Genomic DNA, 15,301 nt, shown 5'->3' on the forward strand with positions numbered 1-15,301 from the left:
TATAAGAGAAGTCTCTGATAATCTTTTTTTTAAAAAATATATAACTGTTTATTCGATCAATGCTTGAATGCTTCGCAGGTATATCTCTAAATTCATACGCAGATCTGTTACTTCCATATACTCGTTTTTGTTATGTGCAATCCCTTTCTGTCCAGGAAAAGAGGGACCAAACGCTAATACATTAGGAATCTTTCTGGCATAAGTAGCACCCGTTGTCGTCACTGGTGTAGGGTCGTTCCCAGTAATCTCGCCATAAATTTGAGATAGTTTTTTGATTTCAGGCGAATCTTTTTTCTGACAGATCCCTGGAATACTGCGATTGATTGTAAAAGTCGCTTTCTTGGGCAACTGTTTAGCCAACCCACTCACGACTTCCTCTTCTGTGACTGAAACAGGGTAACGAAAAGCAACTTCTAAATCTAACCCGTTAGTGTTTTTTTGCAAATTCACAGGTGTAAGAATCAACCTGCCTGAATCTTCATCAGACAAAGCAAGATCGATTCCTTCTCCATAATGTTTATTGTGGAAAGCTTGCCAGATCCAATCAAAATAAGCTCGTATTTGTTCTGGAACAGCTGAATCTGCTTTGATTTTTTCGGCAAGCAGCGTAATCGCATTCTCCCCTAATTCTGGGGCATTACTTGGAGAACGTTTTCCTTCCACATCAAATTTTTTCGCATTAATCGAAACACTCAGCTGGTCTGGCACATGATTTCGATATTGATCCCCTGCAAAATCACTGATTTGAATAACTTCTTCTTTAACTAATGGGAAATGAATCGTTAGGTTGACTACTCCTCTTTCTCCGTAAACAACTGGATATTTACAATCTGGCGTAAAACCAAATGATGGTGGAACTTCAGCCTGTAAATAATGAGCCACATCAGACATCCCACTTTCTTCGTCAGTCCCAAAAATAATGCGGATCGTTTTTTTAGGAACCGCTCCCATTTTTTTCAACAGGATCAGAGCATAAAAACAACTAATGATCGGCCCTTTATTATCTAGAATCCCTCGTCCATAAAAACGTCCATCTTTTTCGCTTAAATCAAAGGGTGGGAAATCCCATCCCGATCCTGCTGGAACCACATCTAAATGACCAATGATCCCAATATAGTCCTCATCATCTTCTCCCCATTGGACGTACCCGATCGCATCATCAATCACTTTAGTCTTAAACCCTACTTCTTTTCCTTTTTTGAGTACAAGGTCCAACACTTCTCGAGGTGCTTTCCCAAACGGAGCATGATCTTCCGGCTCCCCTTTCACACTTGGTACTTTCATAACTGTTTGAAGAAATTCAAGAAATTCCTCCCAATGTTCATCAATCATCGACTTGCTTTTTTTCAATTTATTCACTCCTTTTTTGACGAATCAACGTATTTTTAAATGTATATTTATCTGCACGATAAAACGAGCAGTCATATAAGATTGGTTTGGCTGCTGGCGAATATGTCATTGAATGGACAAACAACATCGGTTCATCCACAGCTACTTGCAAGAGTTTTGCCACGTCAGCCGTCGCTTTCACTGCTTCGATTTCTTGGTGAGAATAAGCGATCTCCACGTTTTTTTCGATCACTTGATAGAGTGACCCACTTAATTCTTCTTGAGAGACTTCTCCCAGATAACGTTTTAAAATATAAAGATTTTCAACCGTCATTGGTTCGTCATCAAAATAACGTAATCGTCTCAAATGAACGATTGGCTCAGAAATCGATTCACCAAAAGCTTGTTTAACATTCGTTGGTAGTTGTTCAGTAACTTCGCATTCTAAGACTTGCGTTTTTGTCTTTTTCCCTTGGATTCGAGCAGTTTCGGTAAAGCTTTGCAATCCTCCAGAGCCACTTTGGATCTTAGGTTGTTTCATGACATACGTGCCTTTACTTTTTTCTTTGATCAACTTATTTTGGCTGATCAATAATTCGATTGCTTTACGAACAGTTAAACGACTACATTGAAACTCGTCTGCTAAATCATATTCTGAAGGTAATTTTTGACTAGAAACGTAAATTCCTTCCATGATTCGCTTCTCAATCTCATTCGCAATTTCTTGAAATTTTGGTTGTTTTTTCACGAGATTCCTCCTAAAATATTCTCCAAACTTTCTGCTAGCTTTATTTATTAGCAGAACCAACAATAATGAGAAAATATTTTTATCCAACAATAAGTATATACTAAAAAGTATATACTTTCACATCATTTACGATATTTGCACAAAAAATTCTAGGACGAAATTTGGATAGTTCTCTAAAATAAAAGGGACTGAAACAAAACTTGCTTCAGTCTCTTCTAGTATCTCTAAAAACGAATAAATGATGTTCAAAGAGCTGACCTCTTGTTCACGGTGAGAAAAAAGTAGCATCTTCAAAAAATTTGTGAAGCACCAAGTAGGTAACAATCAACAGCAAAAACCAGTGTTTGCGTTTCTTGTCAATTTTCGGAAATTCCTTCTTATTTCTTGATGCGAAATACTTTTGTCTCAATCTCTTTTAAACAGCTATTTATCCAACAATGGCTGTCCTAGACATTTTGTATATATTATAACCATGTATAATTGAACTATTTGAAGTATTTTTCCAAAATCAAATCAACTCTTATGATAGCGCAAAGGATCAGTTATTTATTTTTTAGGTTGAGCTTACTCATTTAAGTAATCTGGAGAAGCTAAAAGTGAACGTGTCACTTCTTTAGGTATCACAAAGGTTGGTGTGCCCATATAGCCAGGTGCGATCGAAAATTGATCGTAAACTAAGACTAGCTCGTGATTTTTATTGATATAAAAAGATGTGTCTTTAGTAACTAATGGCGTTTTTTTGATTAGTCCATCTTTAAAATCATCATCTGTCCAATAATACTGATCAGGGTTTTCTTTGCTATTTTTTTGCATTTGCTCTTTGACTTCATTTGTCAAAACGGAAAGATACTGATCATCTTTGAATAAAAGTGGTAAAGATAGGACTACTCCGCTTTTTTTATCAATCGTATCATAACGCTTTTCCGTATAGCTGTCTGCGGCAGTTTGTGTCATCTTTCGTTCAATCACTAAAAAACGCGGATCATCCAACAGTTTCTGATAATCTCCCGTAACTTGAAAATGATTTGTTTTAAAGTCTTGGTACTGTACTTTTGCTTTTTCAAAGTTTTCTTGTCCTTCACGAAAGTACTTTTTGTTCAGTCCAGCAATCGTCTGACTATTTTCTTTATCTTTTGTACTGATTTGCGGCACTCGGATCTCGATTGCTTCATCAGACAGTGTTTTCCCTAAAATTAATTTCACGACTGGGCCAATCAAGGGTAAATCTTCAGCAAAACTACGAATTTGATTGTTAAAAAAAATACTGCTGAACATCATCGCAATAATAGCAAAAGATAGAATAAGTCCTTTCACTTGTTTTTTTCGTTTCACTCGCTGATTAAACCTTTGTTCTTCCAGTGAGTAGCGCTTGATCATCTCATTTTTGATACCATGAGGGATTTCTTGTTGTTGGTAGACTTGTTTCAGTTGTTCTAGTTCCTTCTGAGCTGAATACATCCGTCTTTCTCTCCTTTATTGTGATTTTTACTGTAAGATTTTTCTTAGCTGATTTAACGTACGATACATTTTGGTTTTGACGGTGTTTTCATTCAAATCAAGAATCTCTGCAATTTCTTTTAAACGAAAGCCTTCAAAAAAATGTAAAATCAAAATTTCCTTTTCGGGGCTATCAATTCCTTCAATGATTCCATGTAAATCAGTCAATGAATCGTCCATTGTATGAGCGAGTTGAATCGTTTCTTCTTCCAATGTTTCCGATTGATTTCGTTTTTGCTTACGCCAAGCATCGATCGCTGTTCGTATCAAAATACGATAAAACCAAGCTGAAAATCGTTCAATCTCTTTCCCTTGTTCAATAGCAGCTAACGCTTTATGAAAACTGTCTTGCATTACGTCCAATGCTTCTTCTTTGTTATGAACATAATTCATTGTGATCCGAAACATTTTCTCATATTCCTCTTGGATCAATTCACTTAATAAATTCTTTGATTTTTCGATTTGCTTCTTTTTCTTGTAACGATTAAAAATCGGACCCATCTCCTTTCCCTCTCACTTACTATGACGATCAAACAAATCAAAAAGTTTCAATTATTTTTTAATTTATGTAAAAAATCAATACAAAAAAACTGCAGATCCCTTATTGGGGGATCTGCAGCTATGAAGCCGAAAGTCTATTCTTCGGTGAACTCTTCGTCCTCGTAGTCTTCGTCTTCATCGTCATCTTCAATGATGCTTAGATCTTCTTCGATGTTGCCTGGTAATTCTTCTTCATCGTCACTTGTGTCGTCTGCACCGATTTCTTGCAGATCAGAGTTATAAGCAGCGATTTCTTCATCATCGTCATCATCATCTTCAAAAAGATCATCGTCATCTTCGTCAGACAAGTCAGTATCTTCTGGGTCATCATCATTATAATCGATCGCATCTTCATCATCGTTGATAAAGGCATTGACTTTTTTACGTTTGCGTCGACGAGGTGTATCTTCATCTTCTTCGTCAATTCCATGGTTTACTTCTTCATCGATCGAATCGATTGCATACCATGAACGTAAGCCCCAACGATTGTCACCTAATGAAATAAAGCTACCATCAATATTTAAGTCAGTATAAAATTGTGCCAGTGAATCACGAATCTCACTGTCTGATTTTCCAAGATAGGTTTGGATTTGGTTGGCTAAATCAGAAAAATCCATCACATCGCCACGTTGTTCTAAGATCGCATGTGCTACTTCGATCATTGATAATTCGTTTTTGTTTGCACCTTCAAATACACTAATTTCCAATCAGGACACGTCCTTTCACAGTCTACTCCTTATCATACAAAATCATACGTAAAAAATCAAACGTTTCTTTGCGATTTAAGCAGTAAAATCTAAAGTTAAATAATATTCCCCTAATTTTTCTGGTCCCATTAGCAAGTCGTATTCAATCATTACTTTCCCAGCGGTTGGTCGGTCTTTCAAACTAACATGTAATTCTTTGGTATACGTTTCAATTTGAAGCATGCCATAAGGTGTCCGATACGTTGTTTCCAAACGTTCACGATACCCGAATTTTAGTCGCATCCGTGTTTCTCCCGCACGAATCAATTGAACCTGTCCATCGGGCATCAATTTGATCGTTACAGGGATTTCTTCTGCTGTATTTTCCTGAATTTCCTGGTATCGTATGTATAACGTATCCCCAATTTTGACCATTTGACCTTTCAGATCAAAGAAAAAGTCTTGATGTTCCCCATTTTGCATGACTTTCGTCCGTAATTTGATTGAAATGGGTGTTCCTTGCGATTGTGCCATTTTACCTTCTCCTTTACTTCATATAGGTACATTGTTCCTAGTTTTCGTCTATTTGTCAAACAACTCGTCATCGAAGAGGTTGTGAAAGCATCGGGGAGCTCCGATGACAATAAGAAAGAATTTTTTAAAATAGCTTCTCATATTTTGAAAAATTCAGGCTTATTTCAAGGAGCTGATGCTTGAACACCGTTTATTCGTTTTTAGAGCTACCAGAAGAGACTGAGCCAAGTTTTGTCCCAGACTCAATAAATTCTTTTTTTAGAGTATGTTAGAGTATAGTATAATAATGAGAGAAACTCCCTTGAAACGATGACAAACGTGAATCATTGGAATGTCAATCGATGATTAATTATATAAAGGAGCGAATGTAATGAATCCAACAATTATTTTGGATCAAAAAATTTATCAAAAAAATGATTTTACCCCTTTTGCTCTGACGGATATCTTAACCGAGTATTCAAAAAAAAACAACCAAAACTTTCTCCATTTTTGGCAATATGAACAAACGGTGATCTTAGGAATGAAAGATACTCGAACGCCCTACTTCCATGAAGGCATTCAGGAGCTAAGAAAAGCAGGCTATCAGCCAATCGTTCGTAACGCTGGTGGATTAGGGATCATTTCTGATCAAGGGGTTTTAAATCTCTCATTGATTTTCCCTCAAAACGAACAGGAGAAGATATCGATTGATGCTGCCTATGAAAAAATGCTCACATTGACTCGTCTGGCTTTTCCAACCGTATCAATCGAAGCTTTTGAAGTGACCCATTCTTATTGTCCTGGTACGTATGACCTGAGTATCAACGGTAAAAAGTTTGCGGGGATCGCCCAACGTCGCATAAAAAATGGGATTTCTGTGATGATGTATGTTAGTGTCAATGGCGCACAACAAACCAGAGGTCAAGCGATGAAACGATTCTATCAAGAAGCGCTGAAAGAGGATTTCGGCACGAATGGTTACCCGGCGGTCGTTCCTGAAAGTATGGCAACCTTAGCTGATTTACTTGAAACGCCTTTAACCATTGAGGATGTAAAACAACAATTCCAATTGGCACTCACACAACTCTATGGAGAGAGTCGTTCCGTTGATGCGCTATGTTGGAAAGAGGCACATGTCACTTCTGAACAGTGGACGGATCAAATCAATCGAATGGAAGAACGAAATAAATTAAAGGAGCTTGCTGATGACTATTCCTTATAAATATCAATTATTACCGATCGAAAAGGTCTTTCGTGACCCGGTCCATAACTATATCCATGTCCAACACCAAGTCATTTTAGACTTGATCAATTCAAAAGAAGTCCAACGATTGCGCCGTATCAAACAGTTAGGTACTTCTTCCTTTACTTTTCACGGCGCTGAACATAGTCGGTTCACTCATTCCTTAGGGGTCTATGAAATTTCAAGACGGATCTGTGATATCTTTTCCCGCAATTTCCCTCAAGATAAAATTGGCGCTGACGGCTGGGATGATCGAGAACGTTTGGTTACGTTGTGCGCAGCATTGCTTCACGATGTTGGTCATGGTCCTTATTCTCATACATTTGAGCATATTTTCCATACGAATCATGAAGCGATCACTGTAGAGATCATTACTTCTCCCGAAACGGAAGTTTATCAAATTTTGAATCGTGTGGAAGAAGGATTTCCAGAAAAAGTTGCCAGTGTGATCCAAAAAACATATCCTAATCCCCAAGTCGTCCAAATGATTTCTAGCCAGATCGATGCTGATCGAATGGATTACTTGTTGCGAGATGCCTATTACACTGGGACAGAATACGGTACGTTTGATTTAACACGAATTTTACGTGTCATTCGTCCCTATAAAGGCGGGATCGCTTTTTCGATGAATGGGATGCACGCAGTCGAAGATTATATTGTGAGTCGCTATCAAATGTACGTTCAAGTTTATTTCCACCCTGTGTCTCGTGGCATGGAAGTAATTTTAGAACACTTGTTACATTGGGCGCATGAGCTGTATCGAGAAGATCCCAATGTGTTTGAATCCCATTCTCAACTACTCTTACCGTTTCTTGACGAAAACTTTACACTGGATGAGTATTTAAAATTAGACGATGGCGTTTTAGGAACTTATTTTACCCAATGGACGGAATTTTCTGATCCAATCTTAAGTGATTTAGCTAAACGTTTCTTATACCGTAAACCGTTAAAATCGGCAACTTTTTCTGGGGATCGCTCTTCTTCCTTGATCAAGGAAATGACTGCTCTTGTGGAAAAAGTTGGCTATAATCCTGTCTACTATACTGCCATCAATTCCAGTTATGATTTGCCTTATGATTTTTATCGCCCCGAAGAAGGACGCCATCGAACACAAATCGAAATCTTGCGAAATGATGGAACTTTGGTAGAATTATCAGAGGTGAGCCAACTTGTGGCTGCTCTTGCTGGACAAGAACAAGGAGATGAACGATTTTTCTTTCCAAAAGAAATGGTTGATCCGTCTTTAAGAAATCACTACGATCTATTTGACGAAACCTATCAAGAATTTGCAAGCCATATCCGCAATGGTTCACTGATTACCCAAACAAACTAAAACACACGATCACTGGAGGAAATTATGTCTATCAAGTTAGTCGCCATCGACATCGATGGAACCTTATTAAATGAGAAAAGAGAAATTACAGCAGACGTCAAAGAAGCGATTGCTCAGGCTGTTGCTAAAGGAGTAGCCATCGTCTTGTGTACCGGCAGACCGTTGCCTGGTGTACAGGAACAGTTGAATGAACTCGATTTATTCCAAGAAAATGACTACGTGATTACCTACAATGGCGCACTTGTCCAACAAACAAAATCAGGAAAAATCATCGCACGTCATGGTTTGACACATGAAGATTATTTAGAAATCGAAGTGATGGCTCGTCGAGTTGGCAGTCATCTACATTCCATTGATGATCAGGCGATTTACACCTCTAATCGTGATATCAGTGCGTATACGATCCATGAAGCCAGCTTAGTTCATATGCCGTTGAAATATCGCACACCTGAAGAAATGACACCAGATATCAATTTGGTTAAAATGATGATGATCGACGAACCTGATATCTTAGATGCTGCGATTGCTCGTTTGCCACAAACATTCCGTGAAAAATACACGACAGTGAAAAGTGCGCCTTATTACTTTGAAGTATTAAACAAAGAAGCAAGTAAAGGCGCAGCCGTTGCGAACTTAGCGCAACATCTTGGAATCGATCAGGATGAGATCATGGCGATTGGTGACAACGAAAATGACTTATCGATGATTGAATATGCTGGCTTAGGCGTTGCGATGGGAAATGCAGTTCCGCTAGTTAAAGAAGCTGCCAACGTGGTCACTAAAACAAATGAAGAACATGGTGTGGCAGAAGCGATCAAAACGTATGTTTTATCATAATAAAAATAACATTTGCTACTAAATAAAAATCCAAAACCAGTTCGTCACTGACTGTACGCTGGTTTTGGATTTTTTCTTGATTTAATTGTTTTAATTGTTCAATAACCATTTTTCAACCGCCCACTTGTGGCTACCTCGTTTTAATTTTTCAATGGCTTCTTGTGGTGTGACCCACCAAATAGTATTCGTCTTTTCAGTTGGTTCTGCCACTTGTTGCCAGCCGTTTGCCACATAAAAGTAGCCTGGGTTATAGTAATAGGTCTGACGGTAATTGGAATAAAAATACTCATCCGCTTCCCCTAAATAAGTCGCAATTTCTGCGACGATCCCCATTTCCTCAAGGAGTTCTCTCTTAAGAGCTGCTTCTTTTGTTTCCATCGCTTCAATCTCTCCACCAGGTAAAAAATAAGCACCATTTGGAGCTTCAATCAAAGCTAGTTTGTTCTTTTCTTCCACGATGATATAGGCAGCATATCGTGGGGAATACTGGACCCCTGCTTCTTTTTCACCAAATACTGGTTTATCCATCATTTTGTCCACCTTAAGCTTATTTACTTTTTATTTTACATGAGAGTTTTCTCATAAACAAGCGCAAATCTTCTATTGCTCTTTCTTTTTTTGTTATGATGAAAAAAAAGGAAAGGAAGTAGTTATTTATGAAAATGGCTCATACTTGCGTTCGAGTGAAAGATCTTGACGCTTCATTAGAATTTTACCAAAAAGCGTTTGGCTTTGAAGAAAGTCGTCGCCGTGATTTTCCGGAAAACAAATTCACCCTTGTTTATTTAACTTTACCAGGAGATGACTACGAACTAGAATTAACTTATAACTATGATCATGAAGGCTATGATCTAGGGAATGGCTATGGACACATTGCTATTGCTGCGGATGATTTAGAAGCACTTCACGAAAAACACCAAGCAGAAGGATTCAATGTGACAGACCTAAAAGGACTTCCAGGAACAGCTCCTTCTTATTATTTCGTTGTTGACCCAGACGGATATAAAATCGAAGTTATTCGGGGATAAGGTTGTGAAAAAAACGCTCAAAACAGCTTCTCTTGTTTTGAGCGTTTCTTTTTTATTATCATCGGAACTCCCCGATACCTTCACAACTACCCAATCATAATGCTTTCTTCTGGGTATTTGTAATTGGCTTCTGCCTTGTTCGCTTTTACTAGTAGTGAAAAAACGACTGTCATGATTCCTACTCGACCGATATACATCAAAGAAATAATGACTAGTTTTCCGATCAATGTCAAATCCGGGGTCAACCCCATCGTCAAACCAACTGTCCCAAAAGCGGAAAAGACTTCAAACGCAATATATTCGATTCCTGACGTTTTGGGAATCGTCTCCGTCACCGATAGGACCATGATCGCAACAACACATAAAGAGAGAGTTACAAAGAAAAGAGTCAATGCACGTAGCACGGCTGCTTGGCGAATGGTTCGACCGAAGGCTTCTGCTCGTGTCTTTCCTTTAAACATGGCATGCATTTGGATCAATAAAATTCCTAATGTCGTAGTTTTCAGTCCTCCAGCTGTCGAACCAGAAGTTCCTCCGATGTACATCAAAAACATCGTTAAAATCAATCCTGCATGACTCATCTGTAAATAATCAATAGAGTAATAGCCTGCTGTTCTTGGTGTCACACTCATAAAAAATGTATTCGCTAATCTTTCTGTAAACGTACCTTTAACTAAAGTCAGTCCATTTCTTTCAGTGATGAAAAATAAAATAAATCCACCAATTAATAAGAGTGCAGTTACAGATAAGGCGACTTTTGAATGTAGTGTGATTTTTTTGACCCGATGATAACTTAGAATATCACGCCAGACAATAAAACCTAATCCACCTGCAATGATCAACGCTGAAACGACCATGATCAGGTAAACATTTGTTTGATCCGCGAGTAAACTGTCTCCTAATAAATCAAATCCTGCATTACAAAAACTAGAGACGGCATGAAAGATACTAAACCAGATTCCTTTAGCCCAACCAAATTCAGGAATAAAAACTACACTCAAAGCAACCGCCCCGATTACTTGGATTACCACCGCAAATTTTAAGATATAGATCATTAACTTAATTACACCCGACATCTCTTCAAGGTTTAAGGCTTCCTTTAGCACAATCCGCATACTAAAACTGATTTTTTTCTTCGCAATAGCAAAAAAGAGGATCGGGATCATCATAAAGCCTAACCCACCGATTTCAATCAAGGTCATGATCAAAAACTGTCCTGCACTATTCCAATGCTCCGCAGTATTCAGTGTCGTCAAACCAGTCACACAAACAGCTGAGGTTGCAGTGAATAAGGCATCAATAAAATGGGTGCTTTCTCCGCTGCGGCTAAAAAATGGTAACGTCAGTAAGCTACCTCCAAACAGGATCAAGATAAAAAAACCAGCAGCAATTAGCTGGACAGGTGATAATCGTTTTCTTACTCTTTTTTTCATGATAGTCATTCCTTATGCTTAATTTTTATCTAAGATCTCAGAACGACATTTTGTTCTGCAATCATAAATAGGTACAAAATGAATCATTGGCGTGAAGCAATTACTCAACAATAAGCGATGATTTTCTAAAATAGGAGAAGCTATTTAAAAAAATCATCGCTTATTCGCTCGGAGCTGACCGCTTCTTTCACGACCTCTTTCCATTATAAGCAAACGAGCGCAAGAAGAAAAATAAATGACTACTTTTTCTTCTTACGCTAAATTCGATTTGTTTCGATCCTGAAAAAAGCCATTAGAATGCTGAATTGGATCAGCCTTACTCTTCTGTTCCCATATTTTTCACTTTGATCAGGCGAGTTACTTCTGCTCGTTCGTTTTCTTCCAGCTTCATTTTAATATAATAAATCGTTTCTTCCAATTGAGGAATCGTCATATATTCCAACGCATTGACCCTTCTTCTGGTTTTCTCGATCTCTTCAGCCATGAGTTGACATGTTTTTTCAACTTCTGCCAGCTTCAAAAGCTTTGGTAAGAGCTGCGTAAAACCATCGATCGAACGATCCAACTCTGCATTAGAATGAAGATAGCCATACTCTAATGGTGTCTCATTCAATGTTTCATCGTATTGAAAATTCATGAGGGGAACTTTGACACTCATAATATTTTTCTCAACTACAGAAAGTGAGACGTTTTCCGCTGGTAATGCTAAAAGTTCGTCAATGAAGGCTTCTTCGACTGTTGACTTTGCTAAGACAAAATCTTTCATTGCTGTTTGGGTTTCTTTTTCTATTGCTTGGCGTAACTCATTATTTTTACGGATCAGTAAAATAAATTGACGCATCAATTCATCTTGTTTATCCTTTAAAAGTTTATGTCCCCTTGTCGCTGTCGTTAATTGTTTCTTTAAACGAGTTAGCTCCATTCTCGTAGGATTGACGTTTAATCGCATAAGGAACTCACTTCCCTTCTGGCAAATACTTATCCAGTAAATCATCCTTGATTCGTTTTAACTCGGTTCTTGGAAGCATCGCCAACAGTTCCCAACCTAAGTCAAGCGTTTCTGTGATCGTCCGATTGGTGTAAAATCCTTGGTTGACATATTCGTTTTCAAATCGTTCCGCAAATTTTGCATAGATTTTATCAATATCTGACAAGGCAGATTCACCTAAAACGACAGCTAATTCCTTCGCTTGTTTTCCTTGCGCATAGGCGGCAAACAATTGGTTCATCGTTGCTGCGTGGTCTTCTCTCGTTTTACCGGCACCTGTTCCTTTGTCCTTCAACCGTGAAAGAGAAGGCAAGACATCGATCGGTGGTTGAATCCCACTCTTATAAAGCTCTCTCGTTAAAATGATCTGACCTTCTGTAATATAACCCGTCAAATCGGGAATCGGATGAGTCTTATCATCTTCTGGCATCGTCAAAATCGGAATTTGAGTTACAGAACCTTTCAATCCTCTAATCCGTCCAGCTCGTTCAAATAAGGTGGCTAAGTTTGTGTAAAGATAGCCTGGATAACCACGACGGCCAGGAACTTCTCGACGTGCGGCCGAAATTTCTCTGAGCGCTTCTGCATAGTTGGTCATATCGGTCATGATGACTAAGACGTGGATGCCTTTTTCATAAGCTAAATATTCAGCAGCCGTCAATGCCATTCTTGGTGTGGCGATTCGTTCGATTGCTGGATCATTAGCTAAATTCATAAACATAACGGAGCGATCAATCGCACCTGTTTGTCTAAAGTCTTCCATAAAAAATTCGGCTTCTTCAAAAGTAATACCGATGGCAGCAAAAACCACAGCAAAATCATCGGAAGAATCCAAAACAGTTGCTTGGCGAGCAATTTGGGCAGCCAACTCTTTGTGTGGTAAACCTGAGCCAGAAAAAACCGGCAATTTTTGCCCACGGACTAATGTATTCAAATGATCGATTGCTGAAATCCCTGTTTGGATAAATTCATCGGGATAATCTCTGGCAATTGGATTGATTACTTCGCCATTGATATCTAAATATTTTTCTGGCAAGATTTCAGGTCCATTGTCTTTTGGTCGACCAAGACCATCAAAAACCCGACCGATCATGTCTTCTGATACCCCTAATTGTAAAGGGTGTCCTAAAAAGCGTACGGAAGAATTTTTTAGATTGATTCCACTGGTTCCTTCAAAGATCTGAACCATCGCTTTGTCTTCTTGGACTTCTAGTACTTGTCCACGACGAATCTCGCCGTTTTGCATCCGAACTTCAATCAATTCTTCATATTTGACTCCCGAAACTTTTTCGACTGCCATCAAAGGGCCGACCACTTCTTTGATTGTACGATATTCTTTAATCATCGGTCATCCCTCCTTCTGAAACAATCAATTGGATCGTTTCTTTGATTTCTTCATTTATACTACTAATTTTGGCCAACTCTTCTTCTGGAATATACTTGCTCCGACTAATGCGTTCTCTGACCGCTACCGTACCTTCCATGATTTCATTGAAGTACGCTCCCAGCGATAAAGCTTTTCGTGCCTCTTTCCCAAAAGTCAAAATAACTTTCAACATGTTGAATTGTTTTTCTCTTGAAGTAAACGTATCTACATCATCAAAAGCATTTTGTTGTAAATAGTCTTCTCGAATCGATTTTGCTACTTCAAGGGTCAAGCGATCGTTATCAGAAAGCGAATCGATCCCTACCAAGCGCACGATTTCATTTAATTGTTCTTCTTCTTGCAAGATCCGCATGCCTTCAGTTACCATATCAGACCAATCCTGTTGTAAGATTTGATCCATATATCTGCCAACTTCTGTTGAATATAATGAGTAACTTTGGATCCAGTTAATCGATGGAAAATGTCTTTTTTGAGCAAGACTAGAATCTAATCCCCAGAAAACCTTCACCACTCGTAAGGTATTTTGAGTCACTGGTTCAGAGATATCTCCACCAGAAGGAGAAACCGCACTGATGGCAGTGATACTGCCCTCACGTTGGTCAGAGCCTAGAGCAATGACACGTCCTGAACGTTCATAGTATTCAGCTAGACGAGAGCCCAGATAAGCGGGATAACCTTCATCACCAGGCATTTCTTCTAAACGTCCGCTCATTTCACGCAGTGCTTCTGCCCAACGAGAAGTGGAATCTGCCATGATTGCTACATCATACCCCATGTCACGGAAGTACTCGGCAATCGTGATTCCCGTATAAATAGAAGCTTCTCGAGCAGCTACTGGCATGTTCGATGTATTAGCGATCAACACAGTTCGTTCCATCAAAGACTCGCCCGTATTTGGATCGATCAGTTCAGGAAATTCATTGACGACATCCGTCATTTCATTTCCTCGTTCCCCACAACCAACGTAAACCACTAGATCTACGTCCGACCACTTAGCAATCTGGTGTTGCACAACTGTCTTCCCTGCACCAAACGGACCTGGAACGGCTGCCGCTCCTCCTTTAGTTACTGGGAAAAACGTGTCAATGACCCTTTGACCGGTGATCATCGGTACATCTGGATTTAATTTTTGTTTGATTGGTCGACCACGACGTACTGGCCATTTTTGCATCATCGTCAGCTCTTTTAAGCCTTGTTCCGTTTCGATCACACAAATCGGATCATCGATCGTAAATGATCCAGATTCAATTTTTTGTACAGTTCCTTTGATACCATTAGGGACCATGATTTTGTGCTGAATGATCTTCGTTTCATCCACGTACCCAATGATGTCTCCAGCACTTACTTCTGTTCCTTCTTCGATTGTCGCTTCAAACCACCATTGTTTCTCATGATCTAAAGCTGGTAATTGGACCCCACGTCCTAAGAAGTTACTTTGAGTCACTTCCATAAATGTATCCAGTGGCCTTTGAATCCCATCAAACATTTGTGAAATGATTCCTGGTCCTAGCTCAACAGATAGTGCTTCCCCAGTGGAACGAACAGGTTCTCCGGGACCAATTCCTGAAGTTTCTTCATATACTTGAATAGACGCCACATCTTGACGCATCTCAATGATTTCGCCGATGACTCCTAAATCTCCCACTAAACACATGTCTTGAATACTTGCTTCTGACATATTTTCTGCCATAACGAGAGGACCGGAGACTTTTATGATTTTTCCAATTTGCAAATGACTA

At 38.9% G+C, this 15,301-nt stretch carries 15 protein-coding genes; 4 read left to right on the forward strand and 11 right to left on the reverse strand.

Features of this window, described 5'->3' with window-relative positions; all coding sequences use genetic code 11:
• Positions 1 to 48: 48 nt before the first annotated feature.
• The 6 genes from IGK21_RS09525 to IGK21_RS09550 all read right to left on the reverse strand — a co-directional run bounded on the left by IGK21_RS09525 (position 49) and on the right by IGK21_RS09550 (position 5,334).
• Positions 49 to 1,332, reverse strand: coding sequence for a Sapep family Mn(2+)-dependent dipeptidase (locus IGK21_RS09525; RefSeq protein ID WP_034699191.1), 1,284 nt, complete (start codon positions 1,330 to 1,332; stop codon positions 49 to 51).
• 19 nt (positions 1,333 to 1,351) lie between these two features.
• Complete coding sequence (locus IGK21_RS09530) at positions 1,352 to 2,077, reverse strand: GntR family transcriptional regulator, LSA1692 subfamily (protein ID WP_063627411.1); 726 nt, start codon at positions 2,075 to 2,077, stop codon at positions 1,352 to 1,354.
• 564 nt (positions 2,078 to 2,641) lie between these two features.
• On the reverse strand, positions 2,642 to 3,535 hold the full coding sequence (locus tag IGK21_RS09535; protein ID WP_034699112.1) for an RsiV family protein: 894 nt from the start codon (positions 3,533 to 3,535) through the stop codon (positions 2,642 to 2,644).
• A 27-nt stretch (positions 3,536 to 3,562) separates the two neighbouring features.
• Positions 3,563 to 4,075, reverse strand: coding sequence for an RNA polymerase sigma factor (locus IGK21_RS09540; RefSeq protein WP_034699109.1), 513 nt, complete (start codon positions 4,073 to 4,075; stop codon positions 3,563 to 3,565).
• Between the two features lie 134 nt (positions 4,076 to 4,209).
• The gene (rpoE, locus tag IGK21_RS09545) at positions 4,210 to 4,821 is read right to left on the reverse strand and encodes a DNA-directed RNA polymerase subunit delta (RefSeq protein WP_010718626.1); all 612 of its coding nucleotides are present in this window, start codon (positions 4,819 to 4,821) and stop codon (positions 4,210 to 4,212) included.
• Between the two features lie 75 nt (positions 4,822 to 4,896).
• Entirely contained in the window at positions 4,897 to 5,334 is a 438-nt protein-coding gene (locus tag IGK21_RS09550) for a DUF1934 domain-containing protein (RefSeq protein ID WP_010718627.1), read from the reverse strand.
• A gap of 370 nt (positions 5,335 to 5,704) precedes the next feature.
• On the opposite strand from IGK21_RS09550, the gene IGK21_RS09555 reads away from it, so the two are divergent.
• The 3 genes from IGK21_RS09555 to yidA are packed head-to-tail and all read left to right on the forward strand — an operon-like array spanning position 5,705 to position 8,726.
• Positions 5,705 to 6,535 (forward strand): lipoate--protein ligase family protein, encoded by an 831-nt coding sequence (locus IGK21_RS09555; protein WP_096708843.1) that lies wholly within the window; start codon positions 5,705 to 5,707, stop codon positions 6,533 to 6,535.
• Positions 6,519 to 7,889 carry an HD domain-containing protein gene (locus IGK21_RS09560; RefSeq protein ID WP_181918613.1) on the forward strand — a complete coding sequence of 457 codons (1,371 nt, stop codon included), beginning with the start codon at positions 6,519 to 6,521 and terminating at the stop codon, positions 7,887 to 7,889. Before IGK21_RS09555 ends, IGK21_RS09560 begins: the two co-directional genes overlap by 17 nt.
• Positions 7,890 to 7,913: 24 nt before the next feature.
• A complete protein-coding gene (yidA, locus tag IGK21_RS09565) occupies positions 7,914 to 8,726 on the forward strand; it encodes a sugar-phosphatase (RefSeq protein WP_010718630.1) in 813 nt (270 codons plus the stop codon).
• Positions 8,727 to 8,816: 90 nt separating this feature from the next.
• Here the strand turns inward: yidA and IGK21_RS09570 are convergent, their stop codons facing one another.
• Positions 8,817 to 9,254, reverse strand: a complete 438-nt coding sequence (locus tag IGK21_RS09570) for an NUDIX hydrolase (RefSeq protein WP_034699102.1) — start codon at positions 9,252 to 9,254, stop codon at positions 8,817 to 8,819.
• A 128-nt stretch (positions 9,255 to 9,382) separates the two neighbouring features.
• Between IGK21_RS09570 and gloA the strand changes: the two genes are divergently transcribed.
• The gene (gene gloA / locus IGK21_RS09575) at positions 9,383 to 9,754 is read left to right on the forward strand and encodes a lactoylglutathione lyase (protein ID WP_010718633.1); all 372 of its coding nucleotides are present in this window, start codon (positions 9,383 to 9,385) and stop codon (positions 9,752 to 9,754) included.
• An 86-nt stretch (positions 9,755 to 9,840) separates the two neighbouring features.
• On the opposite strand, the gene IGK21_RS09580 is transcribed toward gloA, so the two are convergent.
• From IGK21_RS09580 to IGK21_RS09595, 4 genes are all read right to left on the reverse strand, one after another.
• The gene (locus tag IGK21_RS09580; protein ID WP_034699099.1) at positions 9,841 to 11,187 is read right to left on the reverse strand and encodes a TrkH family potassium uptake protein; all 1,347 of its coding nucleotides are present in this window, start codon (positions 11,185 to 11,187) and stop codon (positions 9,841 to 9,843) included.
• A gap of 316 nt (positions 11,188 to 11,503) precedes the next feature.
• On the reverse strand, positions 11,504 to 12,136 hold the full coding sequence (locus tag IGK21_RS09585; protein WP_080292479.1) for a V-type ATP synthase subunit D: 633 nt from the start codon (positions 12,134 to 12,136) through the stop codon (positions 11,504 to 11,506).
• A 7-nt stretch (positions 12,137 to 12,143) separates the two neighbouring features.
• On the reverse strand, positions 12,144 to 13,520 hold the full coding sequence (locus IGK21_RS09590; protein ID WP_181915080.1) for a V-type ATP synthase subunit B: 1,377 nt from the start codon (positions 13,518 to 13,520) through the stop codon (positions 12,144 to 12,146).
• Entirely contained in the window at positions 13,513 to 15,294 is a 1,782-nt protein-coding gene (locus IGK21_RS09595) for a V-type ATP synthase subunit A (protein ID WP_010718637.1), read from the reverse strand. Before IGK21_RS09595 ends, IGK21_RS09590 begins: the two co-directional genes overlap by 8 nt.
• Positions 15,295 to 15,301 lie beyond the last annotated feature (7 nt).

The organism is Enterococcus sp. DIV1421a, from assembly GCF_051711025.1.
Classification (GTDB): Bacteria; Bacillota; Bacilli; order Lactobacillales; family Enterococcaceae; genus Enterococcus_B; species Enterococcus_B hirae.

Coding starts and splice junctions, on each gene's coding strand:
- IGK21_RS09525 (WP_034699191.1), bottom strand. CDS start 1,332: ATGATTGATGAACATTGGGAGGAATTTCTTGAATTTCTTCAAACAGTT.
- IGK21_RS09535 (WP_034699112.1), bottom strand. CDS start 3,535: ATGTATTCAGCTCAGAAGGAACTAGAACAACTGAAACAAGTCTACCAA.
- IGK21_RS09540 (WP_034699109.1), bottom strand. CDS start 4,075: ATGGGTCCGATTTTTAATCGTTACAAGAAAAAGAAGCAAATCGAAAAA.
- IGK21_RS09550 (WP_010718627.1), bottom strand. CDS start 5,334: ATGGCACAATCGCAAGGAACACCCATTTCAATCAAATTACGGACGAAA.
- IGK21_RS09555 (WP_096708843.1), top strand. CDS start 5,705: ATGAATCCAACAATTATTTTGGATCAAAAAATTTATCAAAAAAATGAT.
- IGK21_RS09560 (WP_181918613.1), top strand. CDS start 6,519: ATGACTATTCCTTATAAATATCAATTATTACCGATCGAAAAGGTCTTT.
- yidA (WP_010718630.1), top strand. CDS start 7,914: ATGTCTATCAAGTTAGTCGCCATCGACATCGATGGAACCTTATTAAAT.
- IGK21_RS09570 (WP_034699102.1), bottom strand. CDS start 9,254: ATGGATAAACCAGTATTTGGTGAAAAAGAAGCAGGGGTCCAGTATTCC.
- gloA (WP_010718633.1), top strand. CDS start 9,383: ATGAAAATGGCTCATACTTGCGTTCGAGTGAAAGATCTTGACGCTTCA.
- IGK21_RS09580 (WP_034699099.1), bottom strand. CDS start 11,187: ATGAAAAAAAGAGTAAGAAAACGATTATCACCTGTCCAGCTAATTGCT.
- IGK21_RS09585 (WP_080292479.1), bottom strand. CDS start 12,136: ATGCGATTAAACGTCAATCCTACGAGAATGGAGCTAACTCGTTTAAAG.
- IGK21_RS09590 (WP_181915080.1), bottom strand. CDS start 13,520: ATGATTAAAGAATATCGTACAATCAAAGAAGTGGTCGGCCCTTTGATG.